The sequence below is a fragment of the Mycobacterium shottsii genome (genome assembly GCF_010728525.1).
Lineage (GTDB): Bacteria > Actinomycetota > Actinomycetes > Mycobacteriales > Mycobacteriaceae > Mycobacterium > Mycobacterium marinum.
In genome coordinates this window covers 2070224-2089851 of sequence record NZ_AP022572.1, presented here as the reverse complement: position 1 = coordinate 2089851, position 19628 = coordinate 2070224, and the positions used below count along the sequence as shown (strand labels likewise).

The 19628-nt window shown below is 64.6% G+C and carries 20 protein-coding genes and 4 pseudogenes; 9 read left to right on the top strand and 15 right to left on the bottom strand.

Annotated features, from left to right (window positions below; all coding sequences use genetic code 11):
- Position 1: 1 nt before the first annotated feature.
- Both dosR and G6N41_RS09880 read right to left on the bottom strand, forming a co-directional pair.
- Positions 2–652 carry a hypoxia response regulator transcription factor DosR/DevR gene (dosR, locus tag G6N41_RS09885; RefSeq protein ID WP_198967243.1) on the bottom strand — a complete coding sequence of 217 codons (651 nt, stop codon included), beginning with the start codon at positions 650–652 and terminating at the stop codon, positions 2–4.
- 23 nt (positions 653–675) lie between these two features.
- Positions 676–1468: pseudogene (locus tag G6N41_RS09880) on the bottom strand (universal stress protein).
- A gap of 423 nt (positions 1469–1891) precedes the next feature.
- On the opposite strand from G6N41_RS09880, the gene G6N41_RS09875 reads away from it, so the two are divergent.
- The 5 genes from G6N41_RS09875 (at position 1892) to G6N41_RS09855 (ending at position 6674) form a co-directional block, all read left to right on the top strand.
- Positions 1892–2107, top strand: coding sequence for a hypothetical protein (locus G6N41_RS09875; protein ID WP_198968083.1), 216 nt, complete (start codon positions 1892–1894; stop codon positions 2105–2107).
- A gap of 72 nt (positions 2108–2179) precedes the next feature.
- Positions 2180–2599 (top strand): hypothetical protein, encoded by a 420-nt coding sequence (locus G6N41_RS09870; protein ID WP_198913147.1) that lies wholly within the window; start codon positions 2180–2182, stop codon positions 2597–2599.
- 5 nt (positions 2600–2604) lie between these two features.
- Positions 2605–3180 carry a hypothetical protein gene (locus G6N41_RS28340; protein WP_231608534.1) on the top strand — a complete coding sequence of 192 codons (576 nt, stop codon included), beginning with the start codon at positions 2605–2607 and terminating at the stop codon, positions 3178–3180.
- Between the two features lie 662 nt (positions 3181–3842).
- Positions 3843–4988 (top strand): PPE family protein, encoded by a 1146-nt coding sequence (locus tag G6N41_RS09860; RefSeq protein WP_198967242.1) that lies wholly within the window; start codon positions 3843–3845, stop codon positions 4986–4988.
- Positions 4989–5525: 537 nt separating this feature from the next.
- Positions 5526–6674 carry a PPE family protein gene (locus G6N41_RS09855; RefSeq protein ID WP_198967241.1) on the top strand — a complete coding sequence of 383 codons (1149 nt, stop codon included), beginning with the start codon at positions 5526–5528 and terminating at the stop codon, positions 6672–6674.
- Between the two features lie 18 nt (positions 6675–6692).
- Here the strand turns inward: G6N41_RS09855 and G6N41_RS09850 are convergent, their stop codons facing one another.
- Complete coding sequence (locus tag G6N41_RS09850; protein ID WP_036457430.1) at positions 6693–7028, bottom strand: hypothetical protein; 336 nt, start codon at positions 7026–7028, stop codon at positions 6693–6695.
- Positions 7029–7051: 23 nt separating this feature from the next.
- On the opposite strand from G6N41_RS09850, the gene hisN reads away from it, so the two are divergent.
- The 3 genes from hisN (at position 7052) to G6N41_RS09835 (ending at position 10579) form a co-directional block, all read left to right on the top strand.
- Positions 7052–7840 (top strand): histidinol-phosphatase, encoded by a 789-nt coding sequence (gene hisN / locus G6N41_RS09845; RefSeq protein WP_020732268.1) that lies wholly within the window; start codon positions 7052–7054, stop codon positions 7838–7840.
- Positions 7841–7921: 81 nt separating this feature from the next.
- Positions 7922–9319 carry an acyl-CoA dehydrogenase family protein gene (locus G6N41_RS09840; RefSeq protein ID WP_198967240.1) on the top strand — a complete coding sequence of 466 codons (1398 nt, stop codon included), beginning with the start codon at positions 7922–7924 and terminating at the stop codon, positions 9317–9319.
- A 54-nt stretch (positions 9320–9373) separates the two neighbouring features.
- Positions 9374–10579, top strand: a complete 1206-nt coding sequence (locus G6N41_RS09835; protein WP_198967239.1) for an acyl-CoA dehydrogenase family protein — start codon at positions 9374–9376, stop codon at positions 10577–10579.
- A gap of 9 nt (positions 10580–10588) precedes the next feature.
- Here G6N41_RS09835 and G6N41_RS09830 read toward each other — a convergent pair whose 3' ends face one another.
- The 3 genes and pseudogenes from G6N41_RS09830 to G6N41_RS09820 all read right to left on the bottom strand — a co-directional run bounded on the left by G6N41_RS09830 (position 10589) and on the right by G6N41_RS09820 (position 13070).
- The gene (locus G6N41_RS09830; RefSeq protein WP_259594276.1) at positions 10589–10918 is read right to left on the bottom strand and encodes a thiamine pyrophosphate-dependent enzyme; all 330 of its coding nucleotides are present in this window, start codon (positions 10916–10918) and stop codon (positions 10589–10591) included.
- A 936-nt stretch (positions 10919–11854) separates the two neighbouring features.
- A complete protein-coding gene (locus G6N41_RS28335; RefSeq protein ID WP_231608899.1) occupies positions 11855–12019 on the bottom strand; it encodes a hypothetical protein in 165 nt (54 codons plus the stop codon).
- 177 nt (positions 12020–12196) lie between these two features.
- Positions 12197–13070 (bottom strand): annotated as a pseudogene (locus tag G6N41_RS09820) (IS5 family transposase).
- Between the two features lie 81 nt (positions 13071–13151).
- On the opposite strand from G6N41_RS09820, the gene G6N41_RS09815 reads away from it, so the two are divergent.
- Positions 13152–14320, top strand: a protein-coding gene (locus tag G6N41_RS09815) for an IS3 family transposase (RefSeq protein ID WP_198965689.1) whose coding sequence is annotated in 2 segments (ribosomal slippage) — positions 13152–13436 and positions 13439–14320 — 1167 coding nt in all. Because the reading frame shifts where the segments join, the coding sequence is not laid out codon by codon here.
- Between the two features lie 84 nt (positions 14321–14404).
- Here G6N41_RS09815 and G6N41_RS09810 read toward each other — a convergent pair.
- The 9 genes and pseudogenes from G6N41_RS09810 to G6N41_RS09770 form a co-directional block, all read right to left on the bottom strand.
- The gene (locus G6N41_RS09810; protein ID WP_020732255.1) at positions 14405–14608 is read right to left on the bottom strand and encodes a thiamine pyrophosphate-binding protein; all 204 of its coding nucleotides are present in this window, start codon (positions 14606–14608) and stop codon (positions 14405–14407) included.
- Between the two features lie 2 nt (positions 14609–14610).
- The gene (budA, locus tag G6N41_RS09805) at positions 14611–15387 is read right to left on the bottom strand and encodes an acetolactate decarboxylase (RefSeq protein WP_198967238.1); all 777 of its coding nucleotides are present in this window, start codon (positions 15385–15387) and stop codon (positions 14611–14613) included.
- 48 nt (positions 15388–15435) lie between these two features.
- A pseudogene (gene dmpG / locus G6N41_RS09800) lies at positions 15436–16371 on the bottom strand (4-hydroxy-2-oxovalerate aldolase); the annotation flags it as partial.
- A 75-nt stretch (positions 16372–16446) separates the two neighbouring features.
- Entirely contained in the window at positions 16447–16995 is a 549-nt protein-coding gene (locus tag G6N41_RS09795) for a hypothetical protein (RefSeq protein WP_231608572.1), read from the bottom strand.
- Between the two features lie 5 nt (positions 16996–17000).
- Positions 17001–17420, bottom strand: coding sequence for a hypothetical protein (locus G6N41_RS09790; RefSeq protein ID WP_198913147.1), 420 nt, complete (start codon positions 17418–17420; stop codon positions 17001–17003).
- A gap of 72 nt (positions 17421–17492) precedes the next feature.
- The gene (locus tag G6N41_RS09785) at positions 17493–17708 is read right to left on the bottom strand and encodes a hypothetical protein (RefSeq protein WP_198968066.1); all 216 of its coding nucleotides are present in this window, start codon (positions 17706–17708) and stop codon (positions 17493–17495) included.
- 102 nt (positions 17709–17810) lie between these two features.
- A pseudogene (locus tag G6N41_RS09780) lies at positions 17811–17912 on the bottom strand (4-hydroxy-2-oxovalerate aldolase); the annotation flags it as partial.
- The gene (locus tag G6N41_RS09775) at positions 17909–18919 is read right to left on the bottom strand and encodes an acetaldehyde dehydrogenase (acetylating) (protein WP_198967237.1); all 1011 of its coding nucleotides are present in this window, start codon (positions 18917–18919) and stop codon (positions 17909–17911) included. The pseudogene G6N41_RS09780 and the gene G6N41_RS09775, both read right to left, overlap by 4 nt.
- Positions 18916–19584, bottom strand: coding sequence for a TetR/AcrR family transcriptional regulator (locus tag G6N41_RS09770; RefSeq protein ID WP_198967236.1), 669 nt, complete (start codon positions 19582–19584; stop codon positions 18916–18918). Before G6N41_RS09770 ends, G6N41_RS09775 begins: the two co-directional genes overlap by 4 nt.
- Positions 19585–19628: the final 44 nt, after the last annotated feature.

Below are 19628 nucleotides of genomic sequence, written 5' to 3'. Positions count from 1 at the left end.
CCTATCGATGGCCTGCCGAGCGCGCGCGCTTCAACTCCGCGGCGAACACCGCGGCCTGCGTCAGGCGCTCCATCCCCAGTTTGGCCAGCAGCCGCGAAACGTAGTTCTTCACCGTCTTCTCGGCCAGGAACATCCGGTCGGCGATCTGCTTGTTGGTGAGCCCCTCGCTGAGCAACCCCAGCAACGTCCGCTCCTGATCGGTAAGGCCGGACAGCGGGTCCGGCCTCTCGACAACGCCGCGCAATCGGGACATCAGTGCGGCCGCGGCACGGTTGTCCAACAGCGAGCGCCCCGCACCGACCTCCTTGATGGCTCGAGCCAATTCCATCCCCTTGATGTCCTTGACAACATATCCGCTGGCTCCCGCCAGGATGGCATCCAGCATCGCCTCATCGGACGTGTAGGACGTGAGGATCAGACAGCGCAGATTCAGCACGCGAGACAACAGGTCCCGGCACAGTTCGATGCCGTCTCCGTCGGGCAACCTGACGTCGAGCACCGCGACGTCGGGATTGGCCGCGGGAATCCTGGCCATCGCCTCCGATACCGAACCCGCCTCACCGACAACGTCAAGTTGGGGATCGGCGTCGAGCAGGTCAATCAGGCCGCGCCGCACCACCTCATGATCGTCGACCAAGAAGACCGTTACCAACGGACCACTCCCCGCTCTGCTGCCTACAGGTTGCCGCTACGGACCGTCAGGACCGAGCATCCAGCGCCGTACACGCTGCACACCTGGGCTGCGTGCGAATCCGTGACGTACAGTTCGTCCGGCTTGGCATTGGCAGCCATGTAGCGGCAGGCATGTCCGGCGATGATCGCCGACTCCACCCGAACATCGGGGTATAGCCGTGTCCATCGGGTCAGCCGCCGGGTCAGTTGCGCTGTCGCCAAACGGTTTCCGTCCTCGTTCCGGTGACCTGTGGCAACGCGTGAGGAGATGGCCCGTAATGGGACATTGCGCAGCCTGGCCTCCTCGAATGCATGCCGCAGCACCGAGCCGTTGTCCACTTCCGCGACGACTTCGCCGACCTTGGGCGCCCCCGCAGCACCCGCGGGTGACTGAATGACGGCCACCGGGCACAACGCCGAACCGGCCAGAGTTCCCGCCACCGAGCCCTCCCCCCGGCGTGCGTGGTTGAGTCCGATCGACCCGACACAGACCATTACCGCCGTGCGAGACTCCTCCAGCAGCTTGGTAAGCGGCCGTCCCCACAGAATCTCGGTTTCGATCTTGACCGGTTGTCCGGTTGCCTCGACGGCGCGCTGAGCGTCGAACAGCGCCGCGCGCGGCGCTTTGCCGGCCATCTCGATCACCGGCAGGAGCCTGCGCGGGATCGATGATGTACACCAAGCGCACGGGGATATCGCGGCTGACCGCCTCATCGACTGCCCACACAGCCGCATGGGTGGACGCCCGCGATCCATCGATACCGACGACGATTGCCGGGGCTGCCTGGTTGCTAATCGTGGCCTCCTCTACTGGGCCGCTCGGCTAGTCAATACGTTATCGGCGGCGAGCCAGAGTTCCCAGAGGCGTTGGTCCCGATTCCAGTGCCATTGGTCCCTACGAATCCGGCCGTAGTGAGAACACAGCTACTAAAGCGACAACAGACGAATTGGGGGTTCCCGTGTCTCATCCACGCATGAGCGCTCCACAGGAACCAGAGAATTACGTTCATCGCCAACTGGCGGAACGTAATGACGGTGCAATCACGCGGTAATAAACATCGCCTGGCGACTCCCGGTGCACAAGCATGCATCACGGCCCGGTAGGTTGGCAATGGGTCGGCAAGCATCACGAGAAATGCCCGTGAAGCGCCCTCGGTGGATCACGTAAAAATGCCCGCGAAACGGTCGATCCTTGGCAGGCATGGGAAGTGGGCTGTCGATGTCGTCTCGGGCCGAGATCACCGCGAAGTTCGACAGGGCGTATGTGGGGGCGCCGAAGGCGGGCAAGGGGCAGATTCTGGATCAGGTGGTGGCGGTCACCGGCTGGTCGCGTGACAACGCCCGGCGGCGGTTGAGGGCGGCGGCCGCGCCGCCGGGAGCGGGTCGGCAGGTCGCCAAACGGACTCGCCGGCAACGCAATCCGAAGTACTCCTAGGATGCGCTCAAGGTGTTGCAGAAGGTGTGGGCGGCCTCAGGCGGGCAGTGCGGCCGGTACCTGGCCGCTTCCATGGCACTTCAGTTGGATGCTCTAGAACGCCACGGCGAACTGGTGGACGGCCGTGACCGTTACGGCCCGGCGGTGCGTGCCGAGCTGTTGGCGATGAGCAGCGCCACGATCGACCGCTACCTGCGCGGCGCCAAGGCCCGCGACCAGATCTCGGGTGTGTCGACGACGAAACCCTCCCCGCTGCTGCGGTCCTCGATCACCATCTGCAAAGCAGGCGATGAGGCCGAAGAATCTCCGGGGTTCTTCGAAGGCGACACCGTGGCGCACTGCGGCCCGACACTGAAAGGTGAGTTCGCCCGCACGGTCAACCTCACCGACATGCACATCGGCTGGGTGTTCACCCGCACGGTGCGCAACAACGCCCACCCCCACATCCTGGGCGCCCTCAAAACCGGAATTACTAAAATCCCTATAAGGTAACGGGTTTGGACTTCGACAACGGCACCGAATTCCTCAATAAGGCGGTCATCAAGTGGGCCGCGGACATGGAGATCTTCTTCACCCGCTCACGACCCTACAAGAAGAACGACCAGGCCACCATCGAGTCCAAAAACAACCACCTCGTGCGTCGCTACGGGTTCTACTACCGCTACGACACCGACGAAGAACGCGCCGTGCTCAACCGGCTGTGGCACCTGGTCAACGACCGGCTCAACTACCTGACCCCCACCATCAAACCCATCAGCTACGGCTGCAGCCGCGACGGTCACCGCCGCCGGCTCTACGACAAGCCCCAGACCCCTGGACCGGCTGCTGGCCGCCGGAGTCCTCTCAGCGGCCCAACAAACAGAGCTGCTCACCTACCGCAACAGCCTCAACCCCGCCGCGATCGCCCACCAGATCGCCGACCTGCAAGCCGCCCTGCTCAGACTCGCCAAAGACAAGACCGAACAGCTCTACCTCGCCGCCATACCCGCCGCTCTACCCGCCCTCAAAGCCGGCATCCGCATCAAAAGCAAGACCACCACCTGACCCCGATTTCGCGGGCATTCCTTACGTGATGCATGAACCAGGTTTCGCGGGCATTTGACTTGATGCATCACGCGTCAGTTCCCAACACCGGCCCAACCGCGATGGCGGGGCACGCCCGGGGGCGGCGCGTGCCCGCTGCGAGTTCGACATCCGCTGGGCCCGCCCGGCCCATTGGAGCTGGGCTTTCCACCTCCCCGTTCGTCGATGCGGCCCGACTCGGCCAAGCGCGCGACATCGGGCAGCAAACAGCCCTGAGCCCCAGCTAGCCGGCACGGCAAACCGGAACCATGCGCCGGAGACAAGCCGGCCGGCAAACGTCGCATCATCGTTTAAATTCATCGTGACCAAAAGTCAACAAACGACTCAGGGCCAACGCAGCGAATGCCCAATAGCGCCCTTTAATAGCCGCTATACAGCTATCCCACAGTGCAATTTCAGGTGCAAGCGGCGCCTGTCCCGCAAATTGCCGCGCACTGGCGCGACCGCCGGCCGGTTGTAAACTGGGCGCGACGCTAGCCAGCTCCCACTCGGACGCGAATTCAGCGTTTCGCACCCCGGCAGTTGCTTAGCGCTTGTGACCCTCCCGAGAGCCAGTGTCGGCTCGGAACGCCCACCCACGTCCAACGCACGTACAACCCACGCACACATACCGCCACATACGGCCACAACCAGTCAAAGGGGCTGTGGAGCAATGAACTACGGATTCTTGCCGCCCGAAGTTAACTCAGCGCGGATGTACAGCGGCCCCGGTTCTGCGTCGCTACTGGCCGCCGCGGCAAGCTGGGACATGGTCGCGATCGAGTTGGCATCGGCGGCCGAGGGCTACCGCTCGGTGATCTCAACCCTCAGCGGTATGTACTGGTGGGGCCCCGCCTCTGCGGCAATGCTGGCCGCGACCGGTCCGTTTATCGACTGGCTCGAGATAACCGGCGCGCTGGCCAGCGAAACCGCCAACCGGGCCGCCGCGGCGGCCGCGGCCTACGAACAGGCCTATGCGATGACGGTTCCGCCGATCGTTGTCGCGGCAAATCGCGCCCTGCTGGTAGCGCTGGTCGCTTCAAACTTCTTCGGGCAGAACACCGCAGCGATCGAGGCTACCGAGTCAGAGTATGCCGAGATGTGGGCCCAGGACGCCGGAGCAATGTACGACTATGCCGCCACCTCGGCCATGGCTACCGCGTTGGTGCCGTTCTCCGCTCCCGGGCAGGAAACCAACCCCGCCGGGTTGGCCGCCCAAAGCGCCGCGGTCAGCCAAGCCGCCGGCAACGCCCCGGCCAGCGCCCAGTCCGTGTGGTCGCAGTTGACCTCGCTGGTGCCCGACGCGCTGCCGTCATTGAGCAACTGGCCAAACATCCTGCCCGCCGACTTCAGCATTCTCGACGGCATCTTCGCGATGTATGCGACGGTCGGCGTCACCCAGGATGTCGAATCGTTCTGCGCCGGAATCATCGGCGCCGAGAACAATCTGGGTCTAATCGGCGCCGCTTCGGAGAACCCCGCCGAAGTGACTCCTGGTGCCCTCGGACTCGGCGCGATGTTCTCCTCCGCAGAGCGCAGCGCCGTCGGGGGCGCGACCAATGCGGTGACCGTCAGCATGAGCCGGGCGGGTTCCATCGGTCAGTTGTCGGTGCCCCCGTCTTGGGCCGCCCCTTCGTCGGGCCCCGCCTCGGCGTTGTCGGTCAGCGGATTGACCACGATCCCGGGCACCGAGGTGGCCGAGCAGGGCGCACCGGGCATGCCGGGTATGCCGGTGGGAACTGGAAAGCGAGCCACCAGCGTCATACCCCGATACGGGGTCCGGCTCACGGTCATGGCACGCCCGCCCGCGGCCGGCTGACACCCCGCGGGCACTCGAACCCGAATAGCCGGATTACGCTGAGCCACTCCGGCTGGTGAGACGGCCAGTAGCAGAAAGCAATTCCGCCTTTCGACGATTGTTGAACGGCTGGCTGGATCGCCGGACTTTTGTCTATCGCCGGCAGCGGCGCGGAATTCACTGGACTATTACCAGGAATTTACTCAAACGGTATGCGCCGTCACCCGCACCTTTGCGACTTTTAGGGCAAGCCTGAACCGAAGGTCGCCCGCATGCCACGCGCAAGAGGCCCGCCAACGATTGGCGGACGTCACCTGCCCCTGGCGGCGACTGGCGCCTGATTGCGCCTGGTTACGCCCATCACGACGCCCACTGCCGTGGGCGCGCCAACCCACCGCGGGTGGCATTTCACGTGATTCGCACATTTTGCGTCAATCCCCCACCGCAAATGCGGAAATTCTAGATATTTGAGTAACCCTCGCCCACCACAACGGCCGCCGACGACGCCGCCGATCGCGAAGGGTTCAACACTCACATCAACTAAGGAGCTGTGTACCAATGGATTTCTCGCTATTACCGCCGGAAGTAAACTCCGCCCGCATGTACACCGGCCCTGGTTCGGGCTCCCTGCTGGCGGCCGCGGCCAGCTGGGATGCGCTGGCAGCCGAGCTGGGTACCACGGCCGAAACGTGTGGGTCGATCCTGACGGGTCTGACCGACTTGAGTTGGCGTGGCCCGGCATCGGAATCGATGGCGGCCAGCGCCGCCCCCTATGTCGGCTGGCTGTATCGGACGGCCGAGCAGACGCAGCAGGCCGCAATCCAGGCCAGGACGGCAGCGTTGGCCTTCGAGCAGGCATACGCCATGACCGTGCCGCCACCCCTGGTCGCGGCCAACCGCGCGCAGCTGCTGGTGCTGATCGCGACGAACTTCTTCGGACAGAACACCTCGGCGATCGCGGCCAACGAGGCGCAGTACGCGGAGATGTGGGCCCAGGACGCCGCGGCGATGTACGGCTATGCCACCACCTCGGCGGCAGCGGGCATGCTGACGCCGTTCTCTTCTCCGAACCAGGCAACCAGCCCGGCTGGGCTTGCCGCGCAAAGCACCGCGGTCACCCAAGCCAATGCCACCGCCGCTGCCACAGATCCGATTACCCAACTGGTTTCGTCGCTGACTCAGTCGCTGGGGACAATACAGGCGATACCGAGCATCCTCCCCGATGACTTCACGATCCTCGACGGCGTCTTCAGCGCCTATGCGACGGTCGGCGTCACGCAGGACATCGAGTCGTTCTGCGCCGGGGTCATCGGCGCCGAGAACAACTTGGGCTTGATCGGCTCATCAGAAAATCCCGCCGAGGTAACGCCCAGCGATTTTGGGCTCGGCTCGCTGATTTCGTCAACCGCTCCCGCCAGCGCCGCGTCCGGCGGCGGGCTGGGCAGTGCGGTGGCCGCCAGCGTCGGACGGTCGGGCTCGATCGGCCAATTGTCGGTTCCGCCCAGCTGGTCCGCGCCGTCGGCGCGGATGGTCTCGGCGCTGTCGCCGTCCGGGCTGACCACCATCCCGGGGACCGAGGAGGCTGCCGCCGCGGGTTCACCGGGCTTTCCGGGCATGGTCGCGCCGCCCGCAACGCGGGCCTCGGGCGTGCTGCCCCGCTACGGCGTCCGGCTCACCGTGATGGCACACCCCCCGGCGGCCGGGTGAGATCGCGTGCCAAGCCCGCTAGTCCTCGGGCGGTTCTTCAAGCGCGAAGTTCCAATTGTCGGGGTTCTTGGGGGAATACACGACCGGCAGCACCTGCCCGGTGGACGGCCACTGATCTACGTCAACGGCCATCCGCCCATACACCGTGTATTCGTTGACGGTTGGCCCGTTGATGACGCCGGTGATGGTCACGTACTGCTCGCCGACGGCGTCGTCTGGCCGCGGGCTGACTCCGGTGACCAACAAGGTGCCGCTGGCCAGGGCACCGCGGGGACCACGAGGAATGAACCGCGGGGCAAGAAACGCCAAGAGCACCGCGACCAATATGAGCAACACGCCGAATTCCCATCCCACGCTGCCATGGTAGGACTGCTGGCATGAGTGAGCAGGATCTGCACCTTGCGCTGGCACTCGCCGACCGTGCCGACGCAGTGACGCGCGCCCGATTCCAGGCGCTCGACCTGCGGGTGGACACCAAACCGGACCTGACCCCGGTCACCGACGCAGACCGGGCGGTCGAGACTGAAATACGTGCGGCGCTGCAACGTGAGCGCCCCGGCGACAGCGTCTTGGGCGAGGAATACGGCGGTACCACGACCCTGCGCGGACGCCAGTGGATCATCGACCCGATAGACGGCACCAAGAACTTCGTCCGCGGGGTGCCGGTGTGGGCCAGCCTGATCGCGTTGCTCGAAGACGGCGTCCCATCCATCGGGGTGGTCAGCGCTCCCGCATTGCAGCGACGATGGTGGGCCGGACGGGGTCAGGGCGCATTCACCGCGGTCCAGGGTGGACCGCCGCGCCGGATAGCGGTTTCTTCTGTGGCAGAACTGAATTCGGCCAGTCTCTCCTTCTCCAGCCTGTCCGGGTGGGCCCAACTCGGATTGCGCGGACAATTCGTCGACCTGACCGATGCGGTATGGCGGGTGCGCGCCTACGGCGACTTCTTCTCTTACTGCCTGCTCGCCGAAGGGGCCATCGACATCGCCGCCGAACCGGAGGTGTCGGTGTGGGATCTGGCCCCGCTGGACATTTTGGTGCGTGAAGCCGGCGGGCAATTCACCAGCCTGGACGGCACCCCCGGCCCGCACGGCGGCAGCGCCGTGGCGACCAACGGCCTGCTGCACGAACAGGTCCTCAACCGGCTTCGCAGCAACCGGGTGTGAATTAACTAACAGACCCCTATCTATCTTACTCAGGAGTAAGATACGGTTATCGCACTGCCCCAACGACAGAGGCTTGCTGACATGACCGAAACACTTCCCGCCCCTTCCGCCAAGCGCTCTCGCTCACGCGACGACCGCCAAACCTCGCTGGGGGTGCAACCCCACAAACGAACCGGAATCGACGTGGCACTGGCATTCCTTACCCCGATCATCGGCCAGGAATTTCTGGACAAGTACAACCTGCGCGATCCGCTGAACCGGGGCCTGCGCTACGGGGTGAAGACCATGTTCTCCACCTCCGGCAAGGCGAACCGTCAATTCCAGCGGGTACAGAACCTGCGCGGCGGCGGCCCGGTCCGGCTCAAGTCCAGCGGCAAGGACTACTTCGACCTCACGCCCGACGACGACCAGAAGATGATCGTCGAGACGGTGCAGGAGTTCGCCGCTGAGATCCTGCGTCCGGCCGCTCACGACGCCGACGAAGCCATCAGCTATCCCGCCGATCTCATCGCCAAGGCCGCCGAACTGGGCATCACCGCGATCAACATTCCCGAGGACTTCGACGGGATCGCCGAGCAGCGCTCCACGGTGACCAACGCATTGGTGGCCGAGGCCCTGGCCTACGGCGACATGGGGCTAGCGCTGCCGATCCTGGCGCCCGGCGGCGTAGCATCGGCACTGACCCACTGGGGCAGCGCCGACCAGCAGGCCACCTACCTCAGCGAGTTCGCCAGCGAGAATGTCCCGCAGGCCTGCGTGACCATCGCCGAGCCGCAACCGCTGTTCGATCCCACCCGGCTGAAGACCACCGCGGTGCGCACCCCGTCCGGCTACCGACTCGACGGCGTGAAGTCCTTGGTCCCCGCTGCGGCCGACGCCGAATTGTTCATCGTCGCCGCCCAGCTCGACGGCAAGCCGGCACTGTTCATCGTGGAGTCCTCGGCCGCCGGACTCACCGTCAAGGCGGACCCGAGCATGGGCATCCGCGCCGCCGCCTTGGGCCAGATCGAACTCTCCAAGGTTTCGGTACCGCTGAGCGCCCGGCTGGGTGAGGATCAGGCCACCGACGCCGACTACTCGGAGGCCATCGCCCTGGCCAGGCTGGGCTGGGCCGCGCTGGCCGTCGGCACCTCGCACGCGGTGCTCGACTACGTCATCCCCTACGTCAAGGAGCGCGAAGCCTTCGGCGAGCCGATCGCGCATCGTCAAGCCGTTGCGTTCATGTGCGCCAACATCGCCATCGAGCTCGACGGTCTGCGGTTGATCACCTGGCGCGGCGCGTCACGGGCCGAGCAGGGTCTGCCGTTCGCCCGCGAGGCCGCACTGGCCAAGCGGCTCGGTTCCGACAAGGGCATGCAGATCGGCCTGGACGGCGTGCAGCTGCTGGGCGGGCACGGCTACACCAAGGAGCACCCGGTCGAGCGCTGGTACCGCGACCTGCGGGCCATCGGCGTCGCCGAGGGCGTAGTCGTCATCTAGTCCGCAACCAGTCGTCAACCAAGACTTTCCGGCCTTTCAAGCGAAAGATCAATCATGGCAATCAATTTAGAAATCCCGCGCAAGCTACAAGCGATCATCACCAAGACCCACCAGGGCACGGCGGAGCTGATTCGGCCGATCGCGCGCAAGTACGACCTCAAGGAACACGCGTACCCGGTCGAGCTGGACACCCTCATCACGTTGTTTGAGGGAGCCTCGGAGTCCTACAACTTCGCCGGAGCCGACGCGCTGCGCGGCTCCGAAGACAGCAAGGACGAGAACCACAACGGCGCCAACATGGCGGCCCTGGTGCAGACCATGGAAGCCAGCTGGGCCGACGTCGCGATGATGCTCTCGATTCCCTACCAGGGCCTGGGCAATGCCGCGATCTCGGCGGTGGCCACCGACGAGCAACTGGAGCGCCTCGGCAAGGTGTGGGCGGCGATGGCCATCACCGAGCCGGCCTTCGGCTCCGACTCGGCCGCCGTGTCGACCACGGCCACCCTCGACGGCGACGAGTACGTGATCAACGGCGAGAAGATCTTTGTCACCGCGGGATCGCGCGCCACTCACATCGTGGTCTGGGCCACCCTGGACAAGTCGAAGGGCCGGGCGGCGATCAAGTCGTTCATCGTGCCACGCGAACATCCCGGCGTCATCGTCGAACGGCTCGAGCACAAACTCGGCATCAAGGGTTCCGACACCGCCGTAATCCGCTTTGACAACGCGCGCATCCCCAAAGACAACCTGTTGGGCAAGCCGGAAATCGAAGTGGGCAAGGGTTTCTCCGGGGTCATGGAAACCTTTGACAACACTCGCCCGATCGTGGCCGCCATGGCTGTCGGCATTGGCCGCGCCGCCTTGGAGGAGATCCGCAAGATCCTCACCGATGCCGGCATCGACATCGACTACGACCGGCCCGCGTACACCCAGAGTGCCGCCGCGGCCGAGTTCCAGCGGATGGAAGCCGATTGGGAAGCCAGCTACCTGCTTTCGCTGCGCGCGGCATGGCAGGCGGACAACAAGATCCCCAACTCCAAGGAAGCCTCGATCAGTAAGGCCAAGGCTGGCCGGATGGCCAGTGACGTCACCCTCAAGGTGGTCGAGCTGGCCGGCACCACTGGCTATTCCGAGCAGCTGCTGTTGGAGAAGTGGGGCCGCGACTCCAAGATCCTGGACATCTTCGAGGGCACCCAACAGATCCAGCAGCTGGTTGTCGCTCGTCGACTGCTGGGCATGTCGTCCGCCGAGCTCAAGTAGCCCGGGGATTCAGTCGAGCACCCCGTCATGCAGTTCGGCAAACAGTTCGATGTTGCGGCTGTAGTCGACGGGCACATCGATGAGCGTGACGCCGGGTTCGGCCAGCGACATCCGGAACACTTCGGCGAACTGGTCCATGCTGTGGATCCGGATTCCCTTGGCTCCAAAGGCTTTGGCGTAGTGGACCACGTCGTAGTCGGCTAGCTCGATACCCGATGTGCGGCCGTATTTGAGCACTTCCTGGAAACCAACCATGTCGTAGCTGTTGTCGCGCATGATGACGTGGGTGAGATCCAGCCCCAGCCGGGTTGCGGTCTCTAGCTCCTGCGCGCTGAACAGGAAGCCGTTGAGGGATTCGCGGCCGGCTGGAACCGGCGGAGGCTCTGGCCCAAGGCCTACATCGGCGACAACCCACTGGCCGAGGTATCTATGTGTACGGCATGGCGGCGTTTCCCGTTGGCCCAGTATCCCTTACGAGCTGTTTGCGAAAGTGCCCATCCGGCAACTGTCCGCCCCTGATGTGCGCCGCTAGCAACGGAGGGGCGCAAAGATCAGGGGAAACCACACGTGTTCGCGGAATCGCGGTGCACCGATCTTCGTCATCCGTGCGCAGCTCTTTCGGTCCAGTGTCATCACGGGCGGGAGGACCCCGCCCGCGGCGGGCAAAGTCGGGTTCGGCGCTTGGCGGAGCCTGGGTTCGGCAATGAACAATCTTTTTATACAACGGTTTTCGGGTCACCGGATTGTCCTGGATGGACTGCGGCCATCACGGTCAGTCTATTGTCGTGGTACTGCAGACGTTGCGGTGTACCTGGTGTTGGCATGACTTCGCCATGAGTCGCAGTTTAATAATGCTGCATTGCAGTGCATTTCATTTGCCCCGCCCTCGACCTCGTCTCGTTCCGGGCAGGCGTCCGCCCTCTTCCAGTCGCTGGCCCCGCCCGAGGATCCTTGCCTGGCATAGCTGTTCGACTGCGCAACCGGGCTACGCCCCGTCTGATCTATGCCACTGACTATCAACACTATTCATACAAGCGCAACTGCGCGCCTACGGCGCATCGAGTCCGCCTCTCACTCGCCTCACCTACCGTGACACCCCAGGCCCCCGCCCCCCGTTGCTCGACCAACTATCGTTCTCACTACCTGAGGGTCCGCCCAGCGACCGCGCGCCCCCACAGCTTCCGCCACAAGTCCCCAATAGGTTGAAACACACCCAACCTCTGCAGCCGCTGCGGGTCCCGATTGGCACCGCATGCCCCCCATGCAGGCCAACCATTAGTGCCGCGGATCCCTGGCCATAGCGTCCGACAGCGTTGTGATCGCGTCATACCAGAGCACAGCCATCTCCAGAGCCTCTTCATCGGTGGTCAGCCGGTCGCTCCAGCGCCAGTAGGTCACAATCTGCGGACCCGCTGCGCTGCCCTGCACCAATGCGCTCACGTCGAACACATGGCGCAGCGGTAGGTCCGATTCAGGCGCCGCTGGCGAGCTTGCGTTGAGCGCACTGCCGGTACCCAGACTCCACGGTGACACATAGGACTGATCTCGCCCACTCGAAGGCCATTGGTGGGTCTGCTGCATGAATAGGTGACATCTGATGTGTCTAGGTCCTGTCTGCTAATTGCGGACGCGGTGGTAGGTGATGATGGCGGCCAGGGTGACACCGCCGAGGTAGGTCAGGGCGTATTTGTCGTAGCAGGTGGCGACCGCGCGCCAGTGTTTGAGCCGGTTGAAGCTTCGCTCGACGGTGTTACGGTGCTTGTAGATTCGGCCTGAGAACCCCGGAGGCCGTCCTCTGTTGCGGCCTTTGGCTTTGCGGCGGGTGATCTGGTCGCTGCGCTCGGGGATGGTATGGGCGATCTTGAGCCGGCGCAGCTGTGCCCGCGTCGAGTCATAGGAGTACGCCTTGTCCGCCAGCAGGCGAAACGGGGCGTATGAGTTGCTGCACCGGGCGGCCAGCAATGGCCAAAGCATCGGATTATCACCGGCTTGACCGGCCGACAGTGCCAGGGTGACCGGACTGCACAGCTGGTCGGTCAAGGCGTGGATCTTGGTAGTCAGCCCGCCGCGGGAACGCCCAATGGCGTGGTCATCGGGCTCATCGAGATATTTCTTGTAATTCGACAGATCCCCCTGTGCGGCGCCCGGAGCGCGCTCCGGCTGCGTGTTGGTGGGCGCGCACACTGGTCGAATCGACCGACAACAGTGCGCCCAGGTCGGCGTCCTCGGCGTCGAGGTCAGAGGCGATCGCCGCGAAGATCCGCGCGTAGATGCCATCGACCGACCAGCGTAGATGCCTCTCGGCCACCGATTGCCAGGGACCGAAGTGCTCGGGCAGGTCACACCACGGAGATCACGTACGGTAACGCCAGATAATGCCCTCCAGAGTACGTCGATGATCGTTCCACGGCCGGCCACGCCGCCGCCCCGCAGGCAACACCGCCACGATCAGCGACCACAAATCATCAGAAATCGCATGCGTCCGCATCACCCAAACAGCATCAGCCAAAACACCATTCACATTAAGCAGACACGCCCTAGTCCTGCGGGGCTGGGCTGGAAGGATGTCACTGTGTCTAAGCCGTACCCTCAGGAGTTCCGCGACGACGTTGTCCGGGTCGCCCGCAACCGTGATCCCGAGGTTCCGTTGGAGCAGATTGCCTCGGATTTCGGGATCCACTACACGACGCTGTACGGGTGGCTGAAGAAGGCCGATGTCGACGACGGTAAGCGGGCCGGGACGACCACCAGCGAATCAGCCGAACTGAGGGAAGCGCGTAAGCGAATTCGTTTGCTAGAGCATGAAAATGAAGTGCTGCGTCGGGCGGCGGCCTATCTCTCGCAGGCGCATCTTCCGGGAAAATGATCTACCCGTTCGTCCGTGAGTTGGCCGCCGACGGTATCCCCGTCACGGTGACGTGCCGGGTCCTCAACATCGCTCGCGCGCCCTACTACCGCTGGCTCGACCAACCCGTGACCGACACCGAGTGGAACCGGGCGCATCTGGCCAACGCCCTGTTCGACGCCCACCGCGACGACCCGGAATTCGGCTACCGGTTTCTGGCCGATGAAGCCAAGGCCGCCGGGTTCTGTGTAGCGGAGCGCACGGTGTGGCGGATCTGCAGCGCCAACGGCTGGTTCAGCGTCTTCGGCAAGAAGAAACGCGGGAAGAAGGCCAAAGTGGGGGCTCCGGCGCATGACGATCTCGTGCGCCGGGACTTCACCGCCGCGGGCCCCAACCAGCTGTGGCTGTCCGACATCACCGAGCACCCGACCCGGGAAGGCAAGCTCTACCTGTGCGCGATCAAGGACGTGTGGTCCAACCGCATCGTCGGCTATTCGATGGCTGAGCGGATGGAATCCTCCATCGCTGTTGCCGCAATCGATTCCGCGGTTGCTCGCCGCGCCGCGAAGGTGGCCGGCTGTGTGCTACACAGCGACAGCGGTAGTCAATTTCGGTCAAGGAAGTTGCAGCAGAGCCTGTTTCGTCACCGCATGCTTGGCTCGATGGGCCAAGTGGGCTCGGCCGGCGACAACGCCGCCATGGAGTCCTTCTTCTCGCTGCTGCAGAAAAACGTCCTGAACCGCCGAACCTGGGACACCCGCGAACAGCTGAGGATCGCGATCATCACCTGGATCGAACGCACCTACCATCGTCGTCGCCGTCAGACAGCACTCGGCCGATTGACGCCCATCGAATTCGAGACCATCATGACCCAGACCGCCGAACAGGCGGCCTAACCGCTGTCACCTATCTGTGCAGCAGACCCACCGGTTGTCAGCGGCGCCTATGTTGCTTGGCTCGAGTGGTCCTGTGCGTCTCCCCTAACGCGGCTTTGGTCGGCCCGGAGTCGGCTGAAGACGACTCTGGCCAGACGGCGTTTGAGTGACCACCTCGAGTTCGCTGTCGCGCAACGCATCGAATACCGAGTCGATCTTGGCCCCGGGCACACCGAAGAGGTATCGAACCCCGTAGGCGCTCAATGTCTCGACCACCCGTTGCGCCGAACGCACGCCGCCGTCGCTCATGCTCAATCGCCCTCCGTCCGCCGAATCTGGCCATCCAGATCGTCCTGGTCGAGTTCGGCGTTGAGAAAAGCCGGGGTGTGCTGCAAGCTCAGATGCAGTTCGGATCGGATCCCGATTTCCACGGTCCCGGCCATCAGCCGATAGTCGAGGGTATGCCCGCCGCGGCGACGCTCGCTGTCGATGAAGTGGGAATGGTAACCGGCCACCGAAATGCCTTGTTCGTAGTCCGGCATCCGGAATCCCGCCAGCGTGCCACTGACGTCGGTGAACGTCACCTCCCGCTGGTCTTGGGTGGCTTCGGTGAAGGGGCGAAAAGGTGGCCGCTGCTCGCTGACGGTGCGGGTGCGGATGGAGCTGAACTGGCCGCTAACCCGCACGGCCACCATCAGATTCGCGCTCTCTAGGGCCGCGTCGATGAACGACTTCAGGTCGGCGCGATCACATGGAGCCGAAACGTCGATCGTACGGTCGGGGCGAAACCAGGTCACCGCGGCAAACGGCGTGCGTTCGTCCAGATCGGCTACGGTGGCGCTGCCGCCGCTGCGGAGCTGGTAGCAGACGCCGTCGAGGACCAGCATCTCCCCGTCCAGCCGGTTGAAAGTGCCCAGACCGAAGTCACCGTGGCGCAATAGCTCACCGATGGTGACATCACCCTCGTAAACCCCGTTGAGCAACGCTCCCATGGTCGATGTCTGGTAGATCTCACCGTCGCGACGCCGGTTCAGGATCGCCTGGACCCAACGGCGCAAGGCGCCAAGCTCGCTGTCAAAGGCCGGCATCTTTTCGGGTCTCCTTCCAGACGAGCAGGCAGCGGCTCCCCTAACCCATCATGGCGCACCGTGGGCCAACGGCTCGGCCGGCCCGACCAGATCCAGAGCGATATCGACGAGCAAGTCCTCTTGACCGCCGATCAGGCCGCGGCGACCGGCCTCCTCGAGCAGACTGCGCGCGTCCACCCCGTAACGCCCGGCGGTGATTTCGGCGTGCCGCAGGAAGCTCGAATACACCCCGGCGTAGCCCAGCGTCAGCGTCTCGCGGTCGATGCGCACCGGCCGATCCTGCAGCGGCCGGACCAGGTCGTCGGCGGCGTCTTCCAGGGCGTTCAGCTCGCATCCGTGCGTCCAGCCCAGCCGGTTCACCACGGCGATGAGCACTTCCAGGGGCGCGTTTCCCGCCCCGGCACCCATGCCCGCCAGCGAGGCGTCGATGCGGCGCGCACCATGCTCGACGGCCACCACCGAGTTCGCCACGCCCAGCGACAGATTGTGGTGCGCATGGATTCCCAATTCCGTCGCCGGATAAAGATTCTGGCGCAGCGCGTCAAATCGCTGCGCAACGGCGGCACCGGTCAGCGCACCTCCGGAGTCGACGACGTACACGCAGGACGCCCCGTAGCCCTCCAGCAGTTTGGCCTGTTCGGCCAACCGTTTCGGGGTGGTCAGGTGGCTCATCATCAAGAATCCGACCGCGTCCATACCGAGGTCACGGGCGGCCCCGAGGTAGCGCGCGGCCAGATCGGCTTCGGTGCAGTGGGTACCCACCCGCACCACGCTCGCGCCGGCGCGGCGCGCGTCCTCGAGGTTGGCGACGCTGCCAATCCCGGGCAGCAGCAATGTCGCCACCCTGGCGCGATCGACAGCGCCGGCGACAGCTTCGATCCATTCCAGGTCGGTGTGCGCGCCAAAGCCGTAACAACAGCTCGACCCGCCCAGGCCGTCACCGTGGGCGACCTCGATGGAGTCGACCCCCGCATCGTCGAGCGCCCCGTGATGCATCAAGTCAAGATGCCTGCGAAACCTGGTTCATGCATCAGGTAAGGAATGCCCGCGAAATCGGGGTCAGGTGGTGGTCTTGCTTTTGATGCGGATGCCGGCTTTGAGGGCGGGTAGAGCGGCGGGTATGGCGGTGAGGTAGAGCTGTTCGGTCTTGTCTTTGGCGAGTCTGAGCAGGGCGGCTTGCAGGTCGGCGATCTGGTGGGCGATCGCGGCGGGGTTGAGGCTGTTGCGGTAGGTGAGCAGCTCTGTTTGTTGGGCCGCTGAGAGGACTCCGGCGGCCAGCAGCCGGTCCAGGGGGGTCTGGGGCTTGTCGTAGAGCCGGCGGCGGTGACCGTCGCGGCTGCAGCCGTAGCTGATGGGTTTGATGGTGGGGGTCAGGTAGTTGAGCCGGTCGTTGACCAGGTGCCACAGCCGGTTGAGCACGGCGCGTTCTTCGTCGGTGTCGTAGCGGTAGTAGAACCCGTAGCGACGCACGAGGTGGTTGTTTTTGGACTCGATGGTGGCCTGGTCGTTCTTCTTGTAGGGTCGTGAGCGGGTGAAGAAGATCTCCATGTCCGCGGCCCACTTGATGACCGCCTTATTGAGGAATTCGGTGCCGTTGTCGAAGTCCAAACCCGTTACCTTATAGGGATTTTAGTAATTCCGGTTTTGAGGGCGCCCAGGATGTGGGGGTGGGCGTTGTTGCGCACCGTGCGGGTGAACACCCAGCCGATGTGCATGTCGGTGAGGTTGACCGTGCGGGCGAACTCACCTTTCAGTGTCGGGCCGCAGTGCGCCACGGTGTCGCCTTCGAAGAACCCCGGAGATTCTTCGGCCTCATCGCCTGCTTTGCAGATGGTGATCGAGGACCGCAGCAGCGGGGAGGGTTTCGTCGTCGACACACCCGAGATCTGGTCGCGGGCCTTGGCGCCGCGCAGGTAGCGGTCGATCGTGGCGCTGCTCATCGCCAACAGCTCGGCACGCACCGCCGGGCCGTAACGGTCACGGCCGTCCACCAGTTCGCCGTGGCGTTCTAGAGCATCCAACTGAAGTGCCATGGAAGCGGCCAGATACCGGCCGCACTGCCCGCCTGAGGCCGCCCACACCTTCTGCAACACCTTGAGCGCATCCTAGGAGTACTTCGGATTGCGTTGCCGGCGAGTCCGTTTGGCGACCTGCCGACCCGCTCCCGGCGGCGCGGCCGCCGCCCTCAACCGCCGCCGGGCGTTGTCACGCGACCAGCCGGTGACCGCCACCACCTGATCCAGAATCTGCCCCTTGCCCGCCTTCGGCGCCCCCACATACCCCCTGGCGAACTTCGCGGTGATCTCGGCCCGAGACGACATCGACAGCCCACTTCCCATGCCTGCCAAGGATCGACCGTTTCGCGGGCATTTTTACGTGATCCACCGAAGACGCTTCACGGGCATTTCTCGTGATGCTTGCCGCGCCCTGGCAATCGCCACGGCTTCGGCGATACTGTACTGGTGACGCACCGCGTGCATGCCGTCGCGCAAGGTGACGTCGCTGATGTACAGATCGCGATTCATAGTTCCGCCTTTACCGTTTGGGCGTGGCGTTCGACGATCGCCTCGGCGGTGGCCTTGGCCGCCGACGTCACGATGGCGACGTTTCCGGCACAGGCTGGCAGGTAGCCCCCGGCGGCGGTGATCTCGAGCAGAACGGTGACCCGAGTGCCACCGAACTCCCCCGTCCCCGGAATGTAGAGCGTGTTGCCGCTGCCCAACCGCTCGAATTGCACGCGATGCTTGAGCCGATAGCCGGGCAGCAAGGCTTGGACTCTGTCGACCATGGCCAGTACATCCGCCTCGACCCGAGCCACCTCGTCAGCCTGGTCAACCAGGCAGAAGACGATGGTGCGCATCGGCATCGGTGGATCGGCGGGGTTGACGATCGTGAGCGTCTTGGCCCGGCACGCGCCGCCCAGCTCTTGGACCGCGTTCGTGGTCAGTTCGGCGAATTCATCGAGGTTCACCCGCTCACCCGGCCCCAGGGCCCGCGAGGCGATGGCAGAAACCACTTCGGCGTAGCGAACCACTGAATGCCGGCGCACCGCGGCGACGATGGGCACCGCCGCCTGTGCGCTGCAGGTCGCCATGCGCAGGTGCGGCGCGTCGAGTTGGGCATCGAGATTGACTGACGGCACGCAGCATGGGCCGATCGCGGACGCGGTGAGGTCGAGCATCCGTACGCCGGTATCGGCCAGCCGCGCCCAATTGCGCTGGTGTGCGCCGGGGTTAGTGGTGTCGAAAACCAGGCGGATGTGCGCAAATTCGGGCATCCTCAGCAGCCCGTCAACCCCACCTGGGCTGGTCGAGATCCCTGCGGCGGCCGCCCGGGCCAGGCCGTCACAGTGCGGGTTGGTGCCAACCATCGCGCTCACCCGCAGCCGTCGGTCGCCATTGCCGATCCTGCTCATCAGATCGGTGCCGACAACACCGGAGCCGATGATCGCCACCGGCCAGTTGTCCACTGCGCCCGGATGCTGGCCGGGCGGACCCGCGCCAGCACCGTCGTCGGCGGCGCCCAGGCTCATCGTGTTGCCCCGTCTTCGATGAACCGGCGGGCCATGTCGTAGAGCGCGCGGCCGTGCAACTCGAACATCTCGATGAGATTGACCGCGTCGCCGTCGATTGCCTTGGCGATGAACAAGCCGTCGGCACCCGCCATTGCGTAGGTCGCGAGCTGGTAGATCTGCGCTTCGGTCAACCCCGGCATGAACCTGCCGAAGTTTCCGATGAGCTGCCCGAACGCCTGGGCACGGACTTCCAGGAACATGGTTCGGGCCCGCGGCTCGGCCGGCCGACGCTCCAGCGCCAGCATCAGGCCCAGCCGGATGAAGTCCGGTGAATCCAACAAGGCCTTGGCGGTCTGTGTTGCCAGGCCCACGAATTGCTCAGTTCCCTGGATGGTTTCGTCTCCGCTTTGCCCCTCGGGAAGCTGCCACGCCGCCAACCAGGCACCGAAGCTACGCTCGATCACGGCAGCGATCAGATCGTCCTTGTCCTTGAAGTGCCAGTAGATGGAACTGGCCGGCAGCCCGCATTTCGCGCTCACCAACGCAATACTGGTGCCTTCATAACCGCGCTCGGCCGCAATCTCGATGGCCGCGTCCAGAATCCGGGCCCGCGACAGTTCCCCGTCGGCGCGGCCCCGGCGCGGTGCGCGCTTGAGGGGCCGGGATTCGGTTTCCTTGGCCATGAAGCCTCCTTCGTCGATCACCCCTTGACTCTGTAGTGATCACT